The organism is Streptomyces sp. NPDC048506 (assembly GCF_040651315.1).
Taxonomy (GTDB): domain Bacteria; phylum Actinomycetota; class Actinomycetes; order Streptomycetales; family Streptomycetaceae; genus Streptomyces.
This window is the reverse complement of sequence record NZ_JBEZIX010000039.1, coordinates 53,998-73,828: the sequence shown is the minus strand read 5'-3', so window position 1 is coordinate 73,828 and position 19,831 is coordinate 53,998. Positions and strand designations below refer to the sequence as shown.

Below are 19,831 nucleotides of genomic sequence, written 5' to 3'. Positions count from 1 at the left end.
GTAGGCTGGCGGTCATGCCCACGCTGATCCTGGTGCGGCACGGCCGCTCCACCGCCAACACCGCCGGCGTGCTCGCCGGACGGACCCCCGGCGTCGCCCTCGACGAACGCGGCGCCGCCCAGTCCGCCGCGCTGCCCGCCCGGCTGGCACGGGTGCCGCTGGCCGCCGTCGTCTCCAGCCCGCTGCAACGCTGCCGGGAGACCGTGCAGCCCCTGCTGGACGCCCGTCCCCGGCTGACGCTGCACATCGAGGACCGGATCACCGAATGCGACTACGGCGACTGGTCCGGCCGCAAACTCGCCGAGCTCAACGACGAGCCGCTGATGGAGGTCGTCCAGCAGCACGCCTCCGCGGCCGCCTTCCCCGGCGGCGAGACGATGCGGGCCATGCAGGCCCGCGCGGTGGACGCGGTACGCGACTGGAACACCCGCGTCGAGGAGACGCACGGCCCCGAAGCGACCTACGCCATGTGCTCCCACGGCGACATCATCAAGGCGCTGGTAGCCGACGCACTCGGCCTGCACCTCGACCTCTTCCAGCGGATCTCCGTCGAGCCCTGCTCGATCACCGTGATCCGCTACACCCGGCTGCGCCCCTACCTCGTGCGGCTGGGCGACACCGGCGACTTCGGCTCCCTGGTGCCCCGGGAGGACGGCGGCAGCGCCGCGGACGCCCGGGACGCGGCCGTCGGCGGTGGTGCGGGCGCAGCGTGATCAGTCCGCGCAGTAGGGTGGTGCGACGGCGCTGCCCGCCACGCCCCTGCCCTCCGCAGGACGTGCAGCGACCGCAGTGACCCCGCAGTCGAGCAATCGGAGCAGGACCTTGTCCCGTCAGGTGTTCTTCTACGACGCGCCGGACCGCTTCGTGGCCGGTACGGTCGGGCTGCCTGGCCGCCGCACCTTCTACCTCCAGGCCACCGCGGCCGGCCGCACCACCAGCGTCGCCCTGGAGAAGACGCAGGTCGCGGCCCTCGCCGAACGCATCGACGAACTGCTCGACGAGGTCGTACGACGCAGCGGCGGCAACGCCCCGGTGCCCGCCGTCTCGCCCACCGAGCTCACCGACACCGCCCCGCTGGAGACCCCCGTCGAGGAGGAGTTCCGGGTCGGCACCATGGCACTGGCCTGGGACGGCGAGGACGAGCGGATGATCGTCGAGGCGCAGGCCCTGGTCGAGCTGGACGCCGACAGCGAGGAGGACCTCGCCGACGCCGAGGAGCGGCTCCTCCAGGACGACGAGCACGGCCCCCCGATGCTGCGGGTGCGCCTCACCGGAACCATGGCCAGGGCGTTCGCCAAGCGGGCGCTGGACGTCGTCAACGCCGGCCGCCCCCCGTGCCCGCTGTGCAGCCTGCCGCTCGACCCGGAGGGACACGTATGTCCGCGCCAGAACGGATACCGACGGGACGCCTGAGCGCCACGGAGCCCGCCGTGGAGCCGGCCGGACCGCCGCCCGACCCCGCGGACCCCCAGGACGCCCCGACGACGGCACCAGAGCCCGCCACGGGCCTGTCCGCCGCCTTCCTCACCGAAGGTGAGCTGACCGTACGCGGCCGCATCCAGGAGGCGTCCAACGCCGTGCTGCTCTGCACGATCGCGTACGACGGCCACACCGCCACCTGCGTCTACAAGCCGGTCGCCGGCGAGCGGCCGCTGTGGGACTTCCCCGACGGCACCCTCGCCCAGCGCGAGGTCGCCGCCTACGAGGTCTCCCGCGCCTGCGGCTGGGACCTCATCCCGCCGACCGTGCTGCGCGACGGCCCGTACGGCACCGGCATGGTCCAGGAGTGGATCGACCCTCCGGAGAACAGCGACGAGGTCCCCGAGCTGCTGGCACTGGTGGAGGGCGACGAACCGGGGCCCGACTGGAAGGCGGTCGGCCACGCCCAGCTCGACGCGGACCGCACCGCGCTGCTGGTGCACGCCGACCACCCGCGGCTGCGGCGCCTGGCGGTGCTCGACGCCGTGATCAACAACGGCGACCGCAAGGGCGGCCACCTGCTACCCGGTGCCGGCGGACGGTTCTACGCCATCGACCACGGCGTGACCTTCCACGCCGACGACAAGCTGCGCACGCTCCTGTGGGGCTGGGCGGGGGAGCCGCTGACCCCGGAGGCGCTAGAGGTCCTGCGAGGCCTCCGGGCGGCGCTTCAGGACGCGGCGGAGCTCTCCGTCCGACTGGCCGACCTCCTCACGGACACCGAGATCGACGCACTGCGGGCACGGGTGGCCGGGCTGCTGCGCAGCGGTCGGCACCCCGAGCCGAGCGGCGAGTGGCCCGCCATCCCCTGGCCGCCGGTCTGATCTCGCGGACGTGCAAAGGCCACCCCGTCCGCGCACCCCTTGCACGTCCGCCTGTCAAACGCAAGACCGCCTTTCCGGCCAAGACCCCTGGTCCGGTTCGTATGCGGAACATCCGTCCGGTTACGCTCAAGGCATGCATGCATGGCCCGCTTCTGAGGTCCCCGCCCTGCCTGGTCAGGGCCGCGACCTGAGGATCCACGACACCGCGACCGGCGGACGGGTAACCCTCGACCCCGGTCCCGTCGCCCGTATCTACGTCTGCGGCATCACGCCCTACGACGCCACCCACATGGGGCACGCGGCGACCTACAACGCGTTCGACCTGGTCCAACGCGTGTGGCTCGACACGAAGCGTCAGGTGCACTACGTGCAGAACGTCACCGACGTGGACGACCCGCTGCTGGTGCGGGCGCAGGCGACCGGCGACGACTGGACCGCGCTCGCCGAACGCGAGACCGCCCTGTTCCGCGAGGACATGACGGCCCTGCGGATGCTGCCGCCCCGCCACTACATAGGCGCGGTCGAGTCGATACCCGGCATCGTCCCGCTGGTGGAGCGGCTCCGTGACGCCGGCGCCGCCTACGAGCTGGACGGCGACATCTACTTCTCCGTCGAGTCCGACCCGCACTTCGGCGAGGTCTCCCGCCTGGACGCCGAAACGATGCGGCTGCTGTCCGCCGAGCGCGGCGGCGACCCGGAACGCGAAGGCAAGAAGAACCCGCTCGACCCGATGCTGTGGATGGCCGCCCGCGACGGCGAACCGAGTTGGGACGGCGGCTCGCTGGGCCGCGGCCGACCCGGCTGGCACATCGAGTGCGTCGCCATCGCCCTGGACCACCTCGGCATGGGCTTCGACGTCCAGGGCGGCGGCTCCGACCTCGCCTTCCCGCACCACGAGATGGGCGCCTCGCACGCCCAGGCGCTCACCGGCCGGCACCCGTTCGCCAAGGCGTATGTGCACGCCGGGATGGTGGCCCTGCACGGCGAGAAGATGTCCAAGTCGAAGGGCAACCTCGTCTTCGTCTCCGCGGTGCGACGGGCCGGCACCGACCCGGCCGCGATCCGACTGGCGCTCCTCGCGCACCACTACCGCGCCGACTGGGAGTGGACCGACGCGGTGCTGGAGGAGGCCGAGCAACGGCTGGCGCGCTGGCGGGCCGCGGTCTCCCGCCCCGACGGCCCGTCAGCCGACGCCCTGCTGGAGCAGATCCGCACGGCGCTCGCCGACGACCTGGACTCCCCGGCCGCCCTCGCGGCCGTGGACGCATGGGCCGCCGCCCAGGAGGCCGACGGGGGGACGGACGAGGGGGCACCGGGGCTGGTGTCGCGGGCCGTCGATGCGTTGTTGGGCGTGGCCCTATAGCCCCACGTCTTTGTCTGCGGCGCCGCGCTTCGTCTCGCCGTTTCGCCTGCGGCGGGCGTTGTGTGTCGGGTGCGGTGCCGCTCCTCCGGACTTCGTCCTGCGGAGCGGCCCCTCCCGTGAGTGGGGGTGACTGATTGTGGGGGCTGGTGCGGTCCGTCCACTGTGCGCAGGTGACCACCGGCGTTCACCCCTACGGTCTTCTTCCCACCCCTCAACGGGAGGGGACGGGCCGGAGGGGTAGGGGTGTGGGACGTAAAGCGAAGCAGTCCCACACCCCTACCCCTCCGGCCCGTCACCGCACCCGACAGCCCCGCGCAGCGGCACAGCCCGCCGCAGGCGCCACGGCGAGAAACCACCACGGTGGGAGAGCCAAAAACGTGGGGCGAACGCCGGCCGCCAGGCCGCGGCGGGACAGCCGACAACGTGGGGGGAGCGCCGGCCGCCAAGGCCCCGGCGGGAGGCCGCAGACGAAAACGTAGGAGGGCTTACCCCTCCTCGGGGTCCTCGTCCTCCGGACGGTTCGGTTCCTTGGGGAGGGGGCGGGGCGGTCGGGTGCGGCCACTGCTCGTGTCGCGGAGGAACGAGCTGTCGGTGAGCCCGCCCTCGGAGGCGACGCCGGGGCCGGCCTGCGGGTCGCGGCGGCGCAGGTAGCGCTCGAACTCGCGGGCGATGGCCTCGCCGGAGGCCTCCGGAAGGTCCGCGGTGTCCCGTGCCTCCTCCAGCGACTGCACGTACTCGGCGACCTCGCTGTCCTCGGCCGCCAGCTGGTCCACGCCCAGCTGCCAGGCCCGTGCGTCCTCGCTCAGTTCACCCAAGGGGATGCTGATGTCGAGCAGGTCCTCCAGACGGTTCAGGAGGGCGAGGCTGGCCTTGGGGTTGGGCGGCTGGGAGACGTAGTGCGGGACCGCGGCCCACAGGCTCACTGCGGGGACGCCCGCATGCGTGCACGCCTCCTGGAGGATGCCCACGATCCCGGTGGGGCCTTCGTAGCGGGACTCCTCCAGATCCAGCCGGCGGGCCAGGTCCGCGTCGGAGGTGACGCCGCTGACGGGGACCGGGCGGGTGTGCGGGGTGTCGCCCAGCAGTGAGCCCAGCACCACCAGCATCTCCACGCCCAACTCATGGGCGAAGCCGAGGATTTCGTTGCAGAACGAGCGCCAGCGCATGCTGGGCTCGATCCCCCGGACCAGGACCAGATCGCGCTTCCGCCCCTTGCCGCGCGCACTGCCGACGCGGACGACGGAGAGCCGGGTCGTCGGCCAGGTGATCTTCCGTACGCCGCCCTCCAGGGAGACGGTGGGACGGTTCACCTGGAAGTCGTAGTAGTCCTCGGCGTCCAGCGCGGCGAAGACCTCGCCCTTCCACTCCCGGTCCAGGTGGGCGACGGCGGCGGAGGCGGCGTCACCGGCGTCGTTCCAGCCTTCGAACGCGGCCACCATGACCGGGTCGATCAGCTCGGGCACCCCCTCCAGCTCGATCACCCAGCGCCTCCTTCCGACCGGTTCGACCGTCTGGGGGCGGCCGCCGGCAGCAGTTCCATTGCGTGCGTCACCAAGACTACGGCGTGCGCGGTGCCGGTCCGCAGCCCCTGTGCACGAACGAGTACCTATACATCCGACCTGTTCGCGTGCTGTTCGCTCAACTCTCCCACGTATTTCGGTACGAGGTCTGGGCGTGGCCCGACACACGGGCCTATACATCGGATGACCCAGAAAGGTCCGATGTTCTGCCGCACCGTTCAGTCCGATGTTCTCCCGCAACATCCCAGGGGCATGCGCATGGCCGTGACCGACACCGTCACCGGGCTCGAGGTCCACGACGTCCGGTTCCCCACCTCGGAGCAGCTCGACGGCTCGAACGCCGTGAACCCCGACTACTCCGCCGCCCACCTCGTGCTGCACCCCGACGGCGGCCCACCAGGACACGGCCTCTGCTTCACAACGTCAACTGCGAACTGTCCGGACTGGTCACCGAGGCCGACTGGGACGCCTGGCGACCGCGGCAGGTCCTGCCCTACGTCCGGCATGTGCTGGACGGACGCCTTCGGCACCGACCGGGTGATGTTCGGCCCCGACTGGCCGGTGCGCCCCGGCCGCTGCCTACGACGACGTCCTCGCCCTCGCCGAGGCCGCCACCGACCGACTCGACGGCCCGGAACGCGCCGCCGTCTTCGGCACCACGGCCGCCCGGGTCTACGGAACCGGAACACCGCAACCGGCAGGAGAAGCACGAGAAGCAGGAGGCCCCGGACCGCTCCGCGTCGGCGTCCGGATTCCGCCAGCCTCGGATCCGCCCGCGCCCGAAGATCGAGTCGTACCGCACCACGACGCGGTGCTCGTCCGGCCCCGACCGGACGACCGACAGACGGCGTTCCGCCACACGACATTTGAAGGGCGACGGGAGACGACGATGACGGCAACGGTGATGACTCCGAAGACGGCACAGAGGGACGGCGGCATCCGGCCGCTCACTGGCAAGGTGGCGCTGGTGACCGGCGGGAGCCGGGGCATCGGCAAGGCGATCGCGCTGCGGCTGGCCGCCGACGGCGCGGCGGTGGCCCTGACGTACCACTCCGGGCGGGAAGCGGCCGAACTGGCCGTCAAGGAGATCGAAGGGGCCGGCGGTCGGGCCTGGGCGGTGCAGGCCGACAGCGGCGACGCGGAGGCGGTGTGGGCCTCGGTGGCCGGCACCGTCGACCGCTTCGGACGACTCGACATCCTGGTCAACAATGCGGGCGTCGGCGTGCTCGGTCCCTTCGAGGGGATCTCCCTGGAGGACGTCGACCGGGTCCTGCGGACCAACGTCCGCGGACCGTTCCTGGCGGCGCAGGCCGCCGCCGCACACCTCACCGAGGGCGGCCGCATCATCTCCATCGGCAGCTGCATGGCCGAACGGGTCGCGTTCCCCGGCGGCACCCTCTACGCCACCAGCAAGGCCGCACTCACCGGCCTGACCAAGACCCTCGCCAAGGAGCTGGGGCCGCGCGGCATCACCGCCAACGTCGTGCACCCCGGGCCCATCGACACGGAGATGAACCCGGCCGACGGCGAGAGCGCCACCATGCAGGCCGAACTGACCGCCCTGGGGGCGTACGGCCAGGCCTGGGACGTCGCAGCCACCGTCGCCCATCTCGCGGGCGACGCCGGCCGCTACATCACGGGCGCCTCCGTCGCGGTCGACGGCGGCTTCGCGATCTGACGACACCCTGCACGCCACACCCGGCATGTCTCTCCGCGCATGTCACACCGCGCACGCCACACCGCACGTCAGGTCAGCGCGACGCATGTCACCGCACGTCGGGTCGGAGTGACGCGCGCAACCACTGCTCCACGCTGGCGATGTGCACCGTCGCCCACGACCGCGCCGCCTCCGCGTCCCGGTCCCGGAGCGCGGAGAGGATCGCCCGGTGCTCGGTGAGGGTGCGGGCCACCGCGTCCTTCTGCGTGAGCCCGCGCCAGATCCTGGCCCGGGTGGTCGGCCCGGACAGGCCGTCCAGCAGCGAGCAGAGCACGGAGTTGCCGGACGCCGCGACGATCCCTCGGTGGAACTCCAGGTCGCAGGCGACCAGGTCCTCCACCGAGGGTGTGGGCCCCAGCGCGTTCAACTGGGCTTCCAGGGCGTCCAGTTCCTCGGCGTCGATCCGGCCGGCCGCCATCGCCGTGGCGGCCGGCTCCAGGATCCGGCGGACGGCGAGGAACTCCAGCACCGTGTCATCGCGGTGGAAGTCCACCACGAAGCTCATGGCCTCCAGCAGCAGTTGGGGGTCGAGACTGGTGACGTAGGTGCCGTCGCCCTGGCGCACGTCCAGGATGCGGATGAGGGAGAGGGCGCGCACCGCCTCCCGCAGCGAGTTGCGGGACAGGCCCAGTTCGGCGGCGAGTTCGCTCTCCTTGGGCAGCCGGTCGCCCGGCCTCAGCGCGCCGGAGACGATCATGCCCTTGATCTTTTCGATGGCCTCGTCGGTGACCGCCATGCCGACCTCCCCGCTGTGACCCGCCCGGTGTCGTCCGGATGCCCATGCCCGCCGCCGGCCTCATCACCACACGGCCGTCGACGCAGACATCCGATGTCTGAGCCACATTATGGCCTCCCGGCCGCGGATGCCTCCTGCGAAACCTCCGCAGTACCTTCCGTGGAGCCCCAAGCACCTCCTGTGGGGCGCCCTGCCCCCCTGCCCCCTGCCCGTTGCCCACCCTCTGCCCGGTGCCCTACCCCTTGCCTGCCTCCCTGCCTCCCTGCCTCCCTGCTTGCCTCCTCCTTGTTTACGGCAACGATTACGGAGAGTGATTGGTTCCGGACGCGTAGTTGCATTGTGATCGCCAGCCGCCTTGGTCCGGACACAAAGACGCCGGGGCGGCCCAGTGGGCCGCCCCGGCGGTGGTGCGGGGTGGTGCGGGGGGCTCCGCCTTGTTGCGCGGCGGAGGGGGAGTCAGTCGGTCAGCATCTCCTTGACCTTGGCGCGGACGTCCTCCGTGTCCAGGCCGCGGATCGTCAGGGTGGTCCGGCGGCGGAGGACGTCGTCGACCGTCTCGGCCCACTCGGTGTCCCGGGCGTAGACGACCTGGGCCCAGATCTCGGGCGCGTCGGGGTGGATGCGCTCGGCCAGGGCCGGGTTGTCGTTGGCCAGGCGGGCGATGTCGAAGGACAGCGAGCCGTAGTGGGTGGCGAGGTGACGGGCGGTGTCCGGGGCCATGCGCGGGCCGGGGGTGCCGCCGTCGACGAGCAGTCGGTGGGCGACCGCGTTGGGGTTGGCGATGCCCGGCAGCGGGAGCTTCTTCGGCAGGTGGGCGATCGGCTCCATGTCGTCGGCCAGCGGGTGGCCGGGCAGCGCGGCGAGCTTGTTCATCACCGTACGGCCGATGTGCCGGAAGGTCGTCCACTTGCCGCCGGCGACCGACAGCATGCCGCCGCTGCCCTCGGTGACGACCGTCTCGCGCTTGGCCTTGGAGGTGTCGCCGGGGCCGCCGGGCAGCACCCGCAAGCCGGCGAACGAGTAGGTGATCAGGTCGCGGGAGAGCTGCTGGTCGCGGATGGAGAAGGCGGCCTCGTCCAGGATCTGGGCGGTGTCCTTCTCGGTGACCGCGACGTCCGCCGGGTCGCCCTCGTACTCCTCGTCTGTGGTGCCGAGGAGCAGCATGTCCTCCCAGGGGAGGGCGAAGGTGATGCGGTACTTGTCGATCGGGGTGGCCAGCGCCGCCTTCCAGGGGGCGGTGCGCTTGAGGACCAGGTGCGCGCCCTTGGACAGGCGGATCGAGGGCGCCGCGTTCGGGTCCTCCATCTTGCGGAGGTGGTCGACCCAGGGACCGGTGGCGTTGAGGACCAGGCGGGCGTTCACGCCGAACTCGTGGCCGTCCGTGCGGTCCTTGAGCTCCGCGCCGGTGACCCGGCCCTGGGTGAAGCGCAGGCCGGTGACCTCGGCGTGGTTGAGGACGGTGGCGCCCGCGGCGACGGCCGCGCGGACCGTCATCAGGGCCATCCGGGAGTCGTTCATCTGGTCGTCGCCGTAGACGGCAACGGCCTTGAGGTTCTCGGTGCGCAGCTCGGGGACGTCGCGCTGGGCCTTGGCCGGGGATATGACGTGGCCGACGCCGTCACCGAACGCGGAGAGCGCGGAGTAGGCGAAGACGCCCGCGCCGAGCTTGGCCGCGCCGTGCGGGCCGCCCTTGTAGACCGGCAGGTAGAAGGTGAGCGGGTTGGACAGGTGGGGGGCCACCTGGCGGGAGACCGCGCGCCGCTCGAAGTGGTTCTCCGCCACCAGCTTGACCGCGCCGGTCTGGAGGTAGCGCAGACCGCCGTGGAGCAGCTTGGAGGAGGCGGAGGAGGTGGCGCCGGCGAAGTCACCGGCGTCCACCAGGGCCACCCGCAGCCCGGCCTGTGCGGCGTGCCAGGCAGTGGAGATGCCCAGGATGCCGCCACCGATCACCAGGAGGTCGTATGTCGCCTTGGAAAGCTGCTCCCGAGTCTCGGCGCGGCTCGCGTGGGAACCGTTGGCCGGGTGCGTCCCGAGTGCCGGGACGCTCTGCAGGGTGCTCATGTTGTGCTCCTCGTCAGCTCTCGTCGTCGAGCCAGCCCATGGTCCGCTCCACGGCCTTGAGCCAGTTCTTGTATTCGCGGTCACGGGTGGCCGCGTCCATCCGGGGGGTCCATTCGGCGGCCCGGCGCCAGTTGGCGCGCAGTTCGTCGGTGCTGGACCAGAAGCCGACGGCCAGTCCGGCCGCGTAGGCAGCGCCGAGGCAGGTGGTCTCGGCGACCATCGGGCGCACCACGGGTGCGTCCAGGACGTCGGAGATGGTCTGCATCAGCAGGTTGTTGGAGGTCATGCCGCCGTCGACCTTGAGTGCGGTCAGGTCGACGCCGGAGTCCTTGGTCATGGCGTCGGTGATCTCGCGGGTCTGCCAGGCGGTGGCCTCGAGGACGGCGCGCGCGATGTGCGCCTTGGTGACGTAGCGGGTCAGGCCCGCGATGACGCCGCGGGCGTCCGAGCGCCAGTAGGGGGCGAACAGGCCGGAGAAGGCCGGTACGAAGTAGGCGCCGCCGTTGTCCTCGACGCTGCTGGCCAGGGTCTCGATCTCGGCGGCGCTGTTGATGAGGCCCATCTGGTCGCGCATCCACTGGACGAGCGAGCCGGTGACGGCGATGGAGCCTTCCAGGGCGTAGACCGGCTGCTGGTCGCCGATGCGGTAGCCGACGGTGGTCAGCAGTCCGTTGTACGAGTTGACCGGCTCGTGGCCGGTGTTCATCAGCATGAAGGTGCCGGTGCCGTACGTGGACTTGGCCTCGCCCTGGTCGAAGCAGGTCTGGCCGAAGAGGGCGGCCTGCTGGTCGCCGAGTGCCGAGGCGACGGGGACGCCGGCGAGGACGCCGCCGGCGGCGTGGCCGTAGACCTCGGCGGAGGACCTGATCTCCGGCAGGACGGCCGCCGGGATGTCCATGGAGTCCAGGATCCGCTGGTCCCACTCCAGGGTGTGCAGGTTCATCAGCATGGTGCGCGAGGCGTTGGTGACGTCGGTGACGTGGTGGCCGCCGTTGACGCCGCCGGTCAGGTTCCAGATGACCCAGGAGTCCATGGTGCCGAAGAGGATCTCGCCGCGGTCGGCGCGCTCGCGCAGGCCCTCGACGTTGTCGAGCAGCCAGCGGATCTTCGGGCCGGCGAAGTAGGACGCCAGCGGCAGGCCGGTCTCGCGGCGGAAGCGGTCCTGGCCGACGTTGCGGCCGAGTTCCTTGCAGAGCGCGTCGGTGCGGGTGTCCTGCCAGACGATGGCGTTGTGGACCGGCTCACCGGTGTTCTTGTCCCACAGGACGGTGGTCTCGCGCTGGTTGGTGATGCCGATGGCCTTGACGTCGGCGGCGGTGATGCCGGCCTTGTGGACGGCGCCGTCGACGACCTGCTGGACGTTGGTCCAGATCTCGGAGGCGTCGTGCTCGACCCAGCCCGGCTTCGGGAAGATCTGCTCGTGCTCCTTCTGGTCGACCGAGACGATCCGGCCGTCCTTGTCGAAGACGATGCAGCGGCTGGAGGTGGTCCCCTGGTCGATGGCCGCAATGAACGGGCCGTGCCCGTGGGAGGAGGTGGTGTGGGTGTCGCTCATGGTGTGCTCCAAGAAGTCTGTGCGGGCGGCGGGGCGGTCGGCTGGCTCAGGCGAAGGCCACCTGGTAGATGCCTCCGGCGATGGCTCCGCCGATCAGCGGGCCGACGACCGGGATCCAGGCGTAGCCCCAGTCTGAGCCGCCCTTGTTCGGCAGCGGCAGCAGCGCGTGCACGATGCGCGGGCCGAGGTCGCGGACCGGGTTGATGGCGTACCCGGTCGGGCCGCCCAGCGACAGGCCGATGCCCACGACGACCAGGGCGACCAGCAGGGTGCCGATCACGCCGACGCCCTTGCCGTTGTCGCTCAGCCCGAGGGTGAGGATCGACAGCACGAGCACGACGGTGGCGATGATCTCGGTGGCCAGGTTCTGCACGGCGTTCCGGATCTCCGGGCCGGTGGAGAAGATGCCGAGCACCGGGCCGGCCTTGGGGGCGGCCTTCGGGTCGACCAGACCCTCCTCGGTCTGGTGGTCGGCCAGCACCTCGGGGTCGGTGAGGTGGGCCCGGAACTGCCCGTAGTAGACGATCCACACCAGTACGGCGCCGATCATGGCGCCGAGCATCTCGCCGGCGAGGTAGACCGGCACCTGGCTCCACGGGATACCGCCCTTGATGGCGATGCCGATGGTGACTGCCGGGTTGAGGTGTGCGCCGGACTTGGCGGCGATGTAGGCACCCGTGAGGACGGCGAAGCCCCACCCGAAGGCGATGGCGACCCATCCGGCGTTGAACGCCTTGGAGCGCTTGAACGTGACGGCGGCGCAGACGCCGCCACCCATCAAAAGCAGTACAGCGGTACCGATGGTTTCGCTGATGAAGATGTCGGAGCTGGACACCCGCGACTCCTTTGTCCTTCGTCCAGGGGAAGGCGAACCCCGGGTCCCTCCGGCGGTTCGCGCCCTCCTAGAGGGCGGTGGTCGGCCCGCGGCAGTGCTCACCATAGCGAATATTGCCGTTAGGTGTTCGGCAATGCCGACCGACGAACGGCAGTTTTGTTGACGGTAAGAACCGCGTCAAGGCTTCCTTGGCGAAAAACTTAGGTGAACTTAAGGTGTAAAAACGGTCAAAACCGCCCCGCACCAAGATCCCGGGACACCGCACGTGCGCAATCCCTCACAGCAGCGATGATTTCCGGCCGCAGCTCGCCCTCCCGGCAGACCCGCTCGACCGCTCCGGTGACCCCCACCGCGCCCACCGGCATCCGCCGCCGGTCGTGGATCGGCGCCGCCACCGACGCCACGCCGTCCCAGGTCTCCTCCACGTCCGCGGCCCAGCCGCGCGCCCGGGTCAGGTCCAGCAGCCCCTCGAAGTCCTCGAGGCCGGTCACCGTGCGCGGGGTGAACGCCGCCCGCTCCGCCTCGACCACCTCGCTGTGCGCCACCGGGTCGTACGCGGAGAGCACCTTGCCCAGCGCCGTGCTGTGCAGCGGCTGCATCGCCCCCACCTCCAGCACCTGCCGGCTGTCGTCCGGGCGGAAGACGTGGTGCACGATCAGCACGCCCTGCTGGTGCAGCACGCCCAGGTAGACCGCCTCGCCGCTGGAGCGGGCCAGGTCGTCGGTCCACACCAGGGCGCGGGCGCGCAGTTCGTGGACGTCCAGGTAGCTGTTGCCGAGCCGCAGCAGCTCGGCGCCGAGCTGGTAGCGGCCCGAGACGGCGTCCTGCTCGACGAACCCCTCCTGCTGGAGCGTGCGCAGGATCCCGTGGGCCGTGCCCTTGGCCAGCCCCAGGGAAGAGGAGATGTCGGACAGCCCCAGCCGCCGCTCTCCCCCCGCGAGCAGCCGCAGCATCGCGGCGGCGCGCTCCAGCGACTGGATGGTCCGTGCCATCGGGCAACCTCCGAAGTTATGCGGTTCGACAATGCTGAACGATATCGGCCCATGCCGACTGGAGTCAGCGAACTGGGCGTTCTTGGTGAACGAACCGGAGTTTGTCAACGATCACGGATGGTGCACGACAGGGGGGTGGTGCAGTGCTGTCCACGGCGTGAAACGGGGAACACGTGTACCGGACCGGCAGCTACGCTGGCCGGGTGCGTCCTCTGCCGGAGGGCGCAAAGCCGACAGCCGTCGCAACCAGGGAGCACCTCCATGGCCTCGAACACGCCATCGTCCATCAGCACATCCCGCATCGAATCCCGCGGCCGGTCCCTGCGGGAGCTGCTGGCCTCGCAGGTCGTGGTCGCCGACGGCGCGATGGGCACCATGCTGCAGGCCCAGGACCCGACCCTGGAGGACTTCCAGCAGCTGGAGGGCTGCAACGAGATCCTCAACGTCACCCGGCCCGACATCGTCCGCTCCGTGCACGAGGCGTACTTCGCGGTCGGCGTCGACTGCGTGGAGACCAACACCTTCGGCGCGAACTTCGCCGCCCTGGCCGAGTACGACATCCCCGAGCGGGTCTTCGAGCTCTCCGAGGCCGGTGCCCGGATCGCCCGCGAGGTCGCCGACGCGTTCACCGCCTCCACCGGCCAGCAGCGCTACGTCCTGGGCTCCATGGGCCCCGGCACCAAGCTGCCCACCCTCGGCCACGCCCCCTACGTCACGCTGCGCGACGCCTACCAGCAGAACGCCGAGGGCATGATCGCCGGCGGCGCCGACGCGCTGCTCGTGGAGACCACCCAGGACCTGCTCCAGACCAAGGCGGCCATCCTGGGCGCCCGCCGCGCCCTTCAGGCCACCGGCGCCGACCTCCCGGTGATCTGCTCGGTCACCGTCGAGACCACCGGCACCATGCTCCTCGGTTCCGAGATCGGCGCGGCGCTGACCGCCCTGGAGCCGCTGGGCATCGACATGATCGGCCTGAACTGCGCCACCGGCCCGGCCGAGATGAGCGAGCACCTGCGCTACCTCTCCCGCAACTCCCGCATCCCGCTCGCCTGCATGCCCAACGCGGGGCTGCCGGTGCTGGGCAAGGACGGTGCGCACTACCCCCTGACGCCCGGCGAGCTGGCCGACGCCCAGGAGACCTTCGTCGCCGAGTACGGCCTCTCCCTCGTCGGCGGCTGCTGCGGCACCACCCCCGAGCACCTGCGGCAGGTGGTCGAGCGGGTCCGCGGTGTCACCCCGCCGGCCCGCGAGGTCCGCCCCGAGCCGGGCGCGGCCTCGCTCTACCAGACGGTGCCGTTCCGTCAGGACACCTCCTACCTGGCGATCGGCGAGCGCACCAACGCCAACGGGTCGAAGAAGTTCCGCGAGGCGATGCTGGACGGCCGCTGGGACGACTGCGTGGAGATGGCCCGCGACCAGATCCGCGAGGGCGCCCACATGCTCGACCTGTGCGTCGACTACGTCGGCCGGGACGGCGTCGCCGACATGGAGGAGCTGGCCGGCCGCTTCGCCACCGCCTCCACCCTGCCGATCGTGCTGGACTCCACCGAGCTGAACGTCCTCCAGGCCGGCCTGGAGAAGCTCGGCGGCCGGGCCGTCATCAACTCCGTCAACTACGAGGACGGCGACGGCCCCGAGTCGCGCTTCGCGAAGGTCACCGCGCTCGCCGCGGAGCACGGCGCGGCACTGATCGCGCTCACCATCGACGAGGAGGGCCAGGCCCGCACCGTCGAGCACAAGGTGGCCGTGGCCGAGCGGCTGATCGCCGACCTGACCGGCAACTGGGGCATCCTCGAGTCGGACATCCTCGTCGACTGTCTGACGTTCACCATCTGCACGGGCCAGGAGGAGTCCCGCAAGGACGGCATCCACACCATCGAGGCCATCCGGGAGCTGAAGAAGCGCCACCCGGACGTGCAGACCACCCTGGGCCTGTCGAACATCTCCTTCGGCCTCAACCCGGCCGCCCGCATCGTCCTCAACTCGGTCTTCCTCGACGAGTGCGTCAAGGCCGGCCTGGACTCGGCCATCGTGCACGCCTCCAAGATCCTGCCGATCGCCCGGCTGGAGGAGGAGCAGGTCACCGTCGCCCTCGACCTGATCTACGACCGGCGCAGCGAGGGGTACGACCCGCTCCAGAAGCTGATGGAGCTCTTCGAGGGCGCCACGGCCAAGTCCCTCAAGGCGGGCAAGGCCGAGGAGCTCGCCGCCCTCCCGCTGGACGAGCGCCTCCAGCGGCGCATCATCGACGGCGAGAAGAACGGTCTGGAGGCCGACCTCGACGAGGCCCTCCAGGAGCGCCCCGCCCTCGACATCGTCAACGACACGCTCCTGGCGGGTATGAAGGTCGTCGGTGACCTGTTCGGTTCCGGCCAGATGCAGCTGCCGTTCGTGCTCCAGTCGGCCGAGGTGATGAAGGGCGCGGTGGCCTATCTGGAGCCGCACATGGAGAAGTCCGGTGACGAGGGCAAGGGCACGATCGTGCTGGCCACCGTGCGCGGCGACGTCCATGACATCGGCAAGAACCTCGTCGACATCATCCTGTCCAACAACGGCTACAACGTCGTCAACCTCGGCATCAAGCAGCCGGTCTCGGCGATCCTGGAGGCCGCCGAGGAGCACCGCGCCGACGTCATCGGGATGTCCGGGCTGCTGGTCAAGTCCACGGTGATCATGAAGGAGAACCTGGAGGAGCTCAACCAGCGCAAGATGGCCGCCGACTTCCCCGTCATCCTGGGCGGCGCCGCCCTCACCCGCGCCTACGTCGAACAGGACCTGCACGAGATCTACGAGGGCGAAGTCCGCTACGCCCGGGACGCGTTCGAGGGGCTGCGCCTGATGGACGCCCTGATCGCGGTCAAGCGGGGGGTGCCCGGCGCGACCCTGCCCGAGCTCAAGCAGCGCCGCGTGCCGAAGCGCGACACGGCGGCGCTGGAGGTGACGGAGCCCGAGGGCGCGGTGCGCTCGGACGTGGCCACCGACAACCCGGTGCCCACCCCGCCGTTCTGGGGCACCCGGGTCGTCAAGGGCATCCAGCTCGCCGACTACGCCTCCTGGCTGGACGAGGGCGCGCTGTTCAAGGGCCAGTGGGGCCTGAAGGAGGCACGCACCGGCGACGGCCCGACGTACCAGGAGCTGGTGGAGTCCGAGGGCCGTCCGCGGCTGCGGGGCTGGCTCGACAAGCTGCAGACCGAGAACCTGCTGGAAGCCGCCGTCGTGCACGGCTACTTCCCGTGCGTGTCCAAGGGCGAGGACCTGATCCTGCTGCACGAGGACGGCACCGAGCGCACCCGCTTCACCTTCCCCCGCCAGCGCCGCGGCCGGCGGTTGTGCCTGGCGGACTTCTTCCGGCCGGAGGAGTCGGGGGAGACCGATGTAGTGGGCCTCCAGGTGGTCACCGTCGGCTCGAAGATCGGCGCCGCCACCGCCGAGCTCTTCGCGGCCAACTCCTACCGTGACTACCTCGAACTGCACGGCCTGTCCGTCCAGTTGGCGGAGGCGCTGGCCGAGTACTGGCACGCCCGGGTCCGTGCCGAGCTGGGCTTCGGCGGCGAGGACCCCGCCGACGTCGAGGACATGTTCGCGCTGAAGTACCGGGGTGCGCGGTTCTCGCTGGGCTACGGTGCCTGCCCCGACCTGGAGGACCGGGCCAAGATCGCCGACCTGTTGCAGCCGGAGCGGATCGGCGTCGAGCTCTCCGAGGAGTTCCAGCTCCACCCCGAGCAGTCCACGGACGCCATCGTCATCCACCACCCGGAGGCCAAGTACTTCAATGCGCGGTAGCCCGGCGCCCGCTTCCCGGGGGAGCCGGGGAGCGGGCACCGGGAGCCGGGCGACCTTCGGGCACCGGTCACGCACGGTGACCGCCGCGATGTGTGCGGCAGGGCCGTCCGGACACCCGTCCGGGCGGCCCTGACCTGCGCCGCCACGCGTTTTCGGGCGTGACGTCGTACACTGGTCGGTCCGGTAGCGGCCGGTCGTTTCCCCCCAACCGGGGATGGCGACCGGCCCTTTCGTCCCCTGGGGGACGGCGTCACGACGGAGGTGGATGGATGACCAGCAGCATCCCCGCGGTCGGCACCCGACTGGCCGAGGCCGGGACCCTCCAGGCGGTGTTCCTCGATCTCGACGGCACGCTCGTCGACACCGAGGGGTTCTGGTGGGAGGTGGAGGCGGAGGTGTTCGCCGAACTCGGCCACATCCTGGACGACGTCCACCGCGAGGTCGTGGTGGGCGGCCCGATGACCCGCAGTGCCGGGTATCTGATTCAGGTCACCGGTGTCGACATCAGCCTGACCGAGCTCAGCGTGCTGCTCAACGCCGCCTTCCTGGCCCGGATCAGGCGCGGCGTCCCGCTGATGCCGGGCGCCCGCAGGCTGCTGGCCGAGCTGGCCGCCCACGAGGTGCCGACCGCGCTGGTCTCCGCCTCGCACCGGGCGATCGTCGACCAGATGCTGTACTCCCTCGGTCCGGAGAACTTCCAGCTCACCCTGGCGGGCGACGACCTGCCGCGCACCAAGCCGCACCCGGACCCGTACCTGACGGCCGCGGCGCGGCTGGGGGCGGATCCGGCACGCTGCGCGGTCGTCGAGGACACCCTGACCGGTGTGACCGCGGGGGAGGCGGCGGGCTGCCCGGTCGTCGCGGTGCCCTCGGTGACGGCGATCCCGCCGGCGCCGGGCCGTACGGTCGTGCGTTCGCTGGAAGAAGTCGACCTGCCATTTCTCCAGGCACTCATCACGGAAAGCCGTTGACGCGTGCACTGAGCGTGCTCCGCGGAAAGCCCGCCGAGAACTGAGGGCAGTGGTCCGCTCATTTTCCGTGACGAATGCACTGACTGAATTGCTGCACTCCCACGGATTCCGGGTTGCGTGACGTTTCTCACGTTCCTGGCCGTCGACAGCGGGCCCGGCAGGTGATCCAGAGGGCCTCTTCGTGGGTTTCTACGGGGGTAAGTGTCCGGGTTGATGAAGCAACGAGCGAATCGTTCCGGCGTCCGGATATCGATCACCCCTGCATGGTTATCCGAGAGCCTTATCGATACAACTCCTTTGTGTCCCAGCGCGGCTGGCCGTTCCTACTAATGTCGACGCGAGCAACACCTCTGCGCTGATAAGGAACCTGCCCACGATGAATCGCAAGACCCTGGTGCTGCCGGCGCTGGCCGGTCTTCTCGCCCCCGTACTCGCTGCCTGCGGCAGCTCGGACGGCGCGGGCGACGGCGGTGATCCCATTGTCGTGGGGGTGGCCACGCCCATCGAGGCCACCAAGGCGGCGCCGGCCCCCCTCGACCCGTCCCAGGCCTACGACGTCGACGCGTGGAACGTGCTGCGCGCCTCGCTCCAGACGCTGATGCGGCTGCCCCGGAGCGGCACCGCGCCGGTGCCCGAAGCGGCCGAATCCTGCGGGTTCCGCGACACCCAGAACGAGCAGTACCGGTGCACCCTGCGCAGCGGCCTGAAGTTTTCGAACGGGCATGCCCTGACGGCTCAGGACGTCAAGTTCTCCATCGAGCGCATGAAGACCATCAACAACACCAACGGCCCGGTGTCGCTGCTCAACGACATCGACAAGGTCGAGGCGCCCAGCGACACCGAGGTGGTCTTCCACCTCAACAAGCCGGACGCCACCTTCCCGCAGAAGCTCACCACGCCCGCCGCGTCCATCGTCGACCCCGAGGTGTACCCCAAGGACCGCCTCTACAGCGGCTTCGACCTGGTCGGCTCCGGCCCGTACACCGTCAAGGTCGAGCACAGCGGCAACCGCATCACCAAGGCCGTCTTCACCAAGAACCCCGACTACAAGGGCGGGATGAAGACGAAGAACGACAAGGTCGAGATGCGGTTCTTCGGCGACTCCGTGTCCACGGAGAAGGCGCTGCGCCGGGGCGATGTCGACGTGATGAACCGCGGTCTGTCGCCCAGCCAGGTCAAGGGCCTGGAGAACGCCCGCGACAAGCACATCACGCTGGAGCCCATGCCGGGTCAGGAGATCCGTTACCTGGCCTTCAACACCAAGGCGCCGGTCGTCGCCAACAAGGCCGTGCGGCAGGCGATGGCGCAGATCGTCAACCGCTCCCAGCTCGTCCGGGACGTCTACTCCTACACCGGCGACCCGCTCTACTCGATGGTTCCCACCGGCCTCACCGGCCACATCAACTCGTTCTTCAACAAGTACGGGAACCCCAACGTCGCGGCCGCCCGCAAGACGCTGCAACAGGCGAACATCACCACCCCCGTGAAGTTCACCCTCACCTACACCACGACCCACTACGGCTCCAGCACCGCCAAGGAGGTCCGGGCGTTGCAGCAGCAGCTCAACGACAGCAAGCTGTTCGACATCAGCGTCAAGGGCGTCGACAGCTGGCAGCAGTTCCGCACGGACGCGCAGGACGGCAAGTACACCGTCTACAACATGGGCTGGTTCCCCGACATTCCGGACGCCGACAACTACATCGCGCCGTTCATCGGCAAGGCGAACTTCCTCGGCTCCCCCTACCGGAACGGCACCATCGAGTCGCAGCTGATCCCGTCCAGCCGCCAGCAGTCCGACCGCAGCGCCGCCGCGGCCGACTTCAAGCAGGCGCAGGACATCATCGCCCAGGACGTCCCGCTGCTCCCGCTGTGGCAGGGCAAGCAGTACGTCGCCGCCCGCGATGACATCACCGGCATCGAGTGGGCCCTCAACTCCTCCTCGGGGCTTCAGATCTGGGAGCTCGGCCGCGGCGTCGCCGACTGAACCCACGCATC

14 protein-coding genes and 1 pseudogene are annotated in these 19,831 nt (G+C 70.5%); 9 read left to right on the top strand and 6 right to left on the bottom strand.

Going from position 1 to position 19,831, the window contains the following annotated elements:
* Nucleotides 1–14 precede the first annotated feature (14 nt).
* The 4 genes from AB0C96_RS28530 (at nt 15) to mshC (ending at nt 3,666) form a co-directional block, all read left to right on the top strand.
* The gene (locus tag AB0C96_RS28530; protein ID WP_362921147.1) at nt 15–713 is read left to right on the top strand and encodes a histidine phosphatase family protein; all 699 of its coding nucleotides are present in this window, start codon (nt 15–17) and stop codon (nt 711–713) included.
* A 109-nt stretch (nt 714–822) separates the two neighbouring features.
* A complete protein-coding gene (locus tag AB0C96_RS28525; protein WP_362921145.1) occupies nt 823–1,413 on the top strand; it encodes a DUF3090 domain-containing protein in 591 nt (196 codons plus the stop codon).
* Entirely contained in the window at nt 1,377–2,303 is a 927-nt protein-coding gene (locus AB0C96_RS28520; RefSeq protein WP_362921143.1) for an SCO1664 family protein, read from the top strand. The genes AB0C96_RS28525 and AB0C96_RS28520 overlap by 37 nt, the downstream gene beginning before the upstream one ends.
* A 133-nt stretch (nt 2,304–2,436) precedes the next feature.
* The gene (gene mshC, locus AB0C96_RS28515; RefSeq protein WP_362921142.1) at nt 2,437–3,666 is read left to right on the top strand and encodes a cysteine--1-D-myo-inosityl 2-amino-2-deoxy-alpha-D-glucopyranoside ligase; all 1,230 of its coding nucleotides are present in this window, start codon (nt 2,437–2,439) and stop codon (nt 3,664–3,666) included.
* A 485-nt stretch (nt 3,667–4,151) separates the two neighbouring features.
* Here mshC and AB0C96_RS28510 read toward each other — a convergent pair whose 3' ends face one another.
* A complete protein-coding gene (locus AB0C96_RS28510) occupies nt 4,152–5,147 on the bottom strand; it encodes a PAC2 family protein (protein ID WP_362921140.1) in 996 nt (331 codons plus the stop codon).
* Between the two features lie 303 nt (nt 5,148–5,450).
* Here AB0C96_RS28510 and AB0C96_RS28505 point away from each other — a divergent pair.
* Nucleotides 5,451–5,606 (top strand): annotated as a pseudogene (locus AB0C96_RS28505) (fuconate dehydratase); the annotation flags it as partial.
* 484 nt (nt 5,607–6,090) lie between these two features.
* Nucleotides 6,091–6,864 (top strand): 3-oxoacyl-ACP reductase family protein, encoded by a 774-nt coding sequence (locus tag AB0C96_RS28500; RefSeq protein ID WP_362921139.1) that lies wholly within the window; start codon nt 6,091–6,093, stop codon nt 6,862–6,864.
* 88 nt (nt 6,865–6,952) lie between these two features.
* Here the strand turns inward: AB0C96_RS28500 and AB0C96_RS28495 are convergent, their stop codons facing one another.
* From AB0C96_RS28495 to AB0C96_RS28475, 5 genes are all read right to left on the bottom strand, one after another.
* Complete coding sequence (locus AB0C96_RS28495) at nt 6,953–7,639, bottom strand: FadR/GntR family transcriptional regulator (protein WP_362921138.1); 687 nt, start codon at nt 7,637–7,639, stop codon at nt 6,953–6,955.
* Between the two features lie 456 nt (nt 7,640–8,095).
* Entirely contained in the window at nt 8,096–9,700 is a 1,605-nt protein-coding gene (locus AB0C96_RS28490; RefSeq protein ID WP_362921137.1) for a glycerol-3-phosphate dehydrogenase/oxidase, read from the bottom strand.
* 13 nt (nt 9,701–9,713) lie between these two features.
* Nucleotides 9,714–11,255, bottom strand: coding sequence for a glycerol kinase GlpK (gene glpK, locus AB0C96_RS28485; RefSeq protein ID WP_362921135.1), 1,542 nt, complete (start codon nt 11,253–11,255; stop codon nt 9,714–9,716).
* Nucleotides 11,256–11,301: 46 nt separating this feature from the next.
* Nucleotides 11,302–12,090, bottom strand: a complete 789-nt coding sequence (locus AB0C96_RS28480; protein WP_362921133.1) for an MIP/aquaporin family protein — start codon at nt 12,088–12,090, stop codon at nt 11,302–11,304.
* Between the two features lie 227 nt (nt 12,091–12,317).
* Entirely contained in the window at nt 12,318–13,082 is a 765-nt protein-coding gene (locus AB0C96_RS28475) for an IclR family transcriptional regulator (RefSeq protein WP_362921131.1), read from the bottom strand.
* A gap of 261 nt (nt 13,083–13,343) precedes the next feature.
* On the opposite strand from AB0C96_RS28475, the gene metH reads away from it, so the two are divergent.
* The 3 genes from metH (at nt 13,344) to AB0C96_RS28460 (ending at nt 19,820) form a co-directional block, all read left to right on the top strand.
* Complete coding sequence (metH, locus tag AB0C96_RS28470; RefSeq protein WP_362921129.1) at nt 13,344–16,865, top strand: methionine synthase; 3,522 nt, start codon at nt 13,344–13,346, stop codon at nt 16,863–16,865.
* A 269-nt stretch (nt 16,866–17,134) separates the two neighbouring features.
* Nucleotides 17,135–17,836 (top strand): HAD family phosphatase, encoded by a 702-nt coding sequence (locus tag AB0C96_RS28465; protein ID WP_362921127.1) that lies wholly within the window; start codon nt 17,135–17,137, stop codon nt 17,834–17,836.
* Between the two features lie 376 nt (nt 17,837–18,212).
* A complete protein-coding gene (locus AB0C96_RS28460) occupies nt 18,213–19,820 on the top strand; it encodes an ABC transporter substrate-binding protein (protein ID WP_362921125.1) in 1,608 nt (535 codons plus the stop codon).
* The last annotated feature ends 11 nt before the right edge of the window (nt 19,821–19,831 follow it).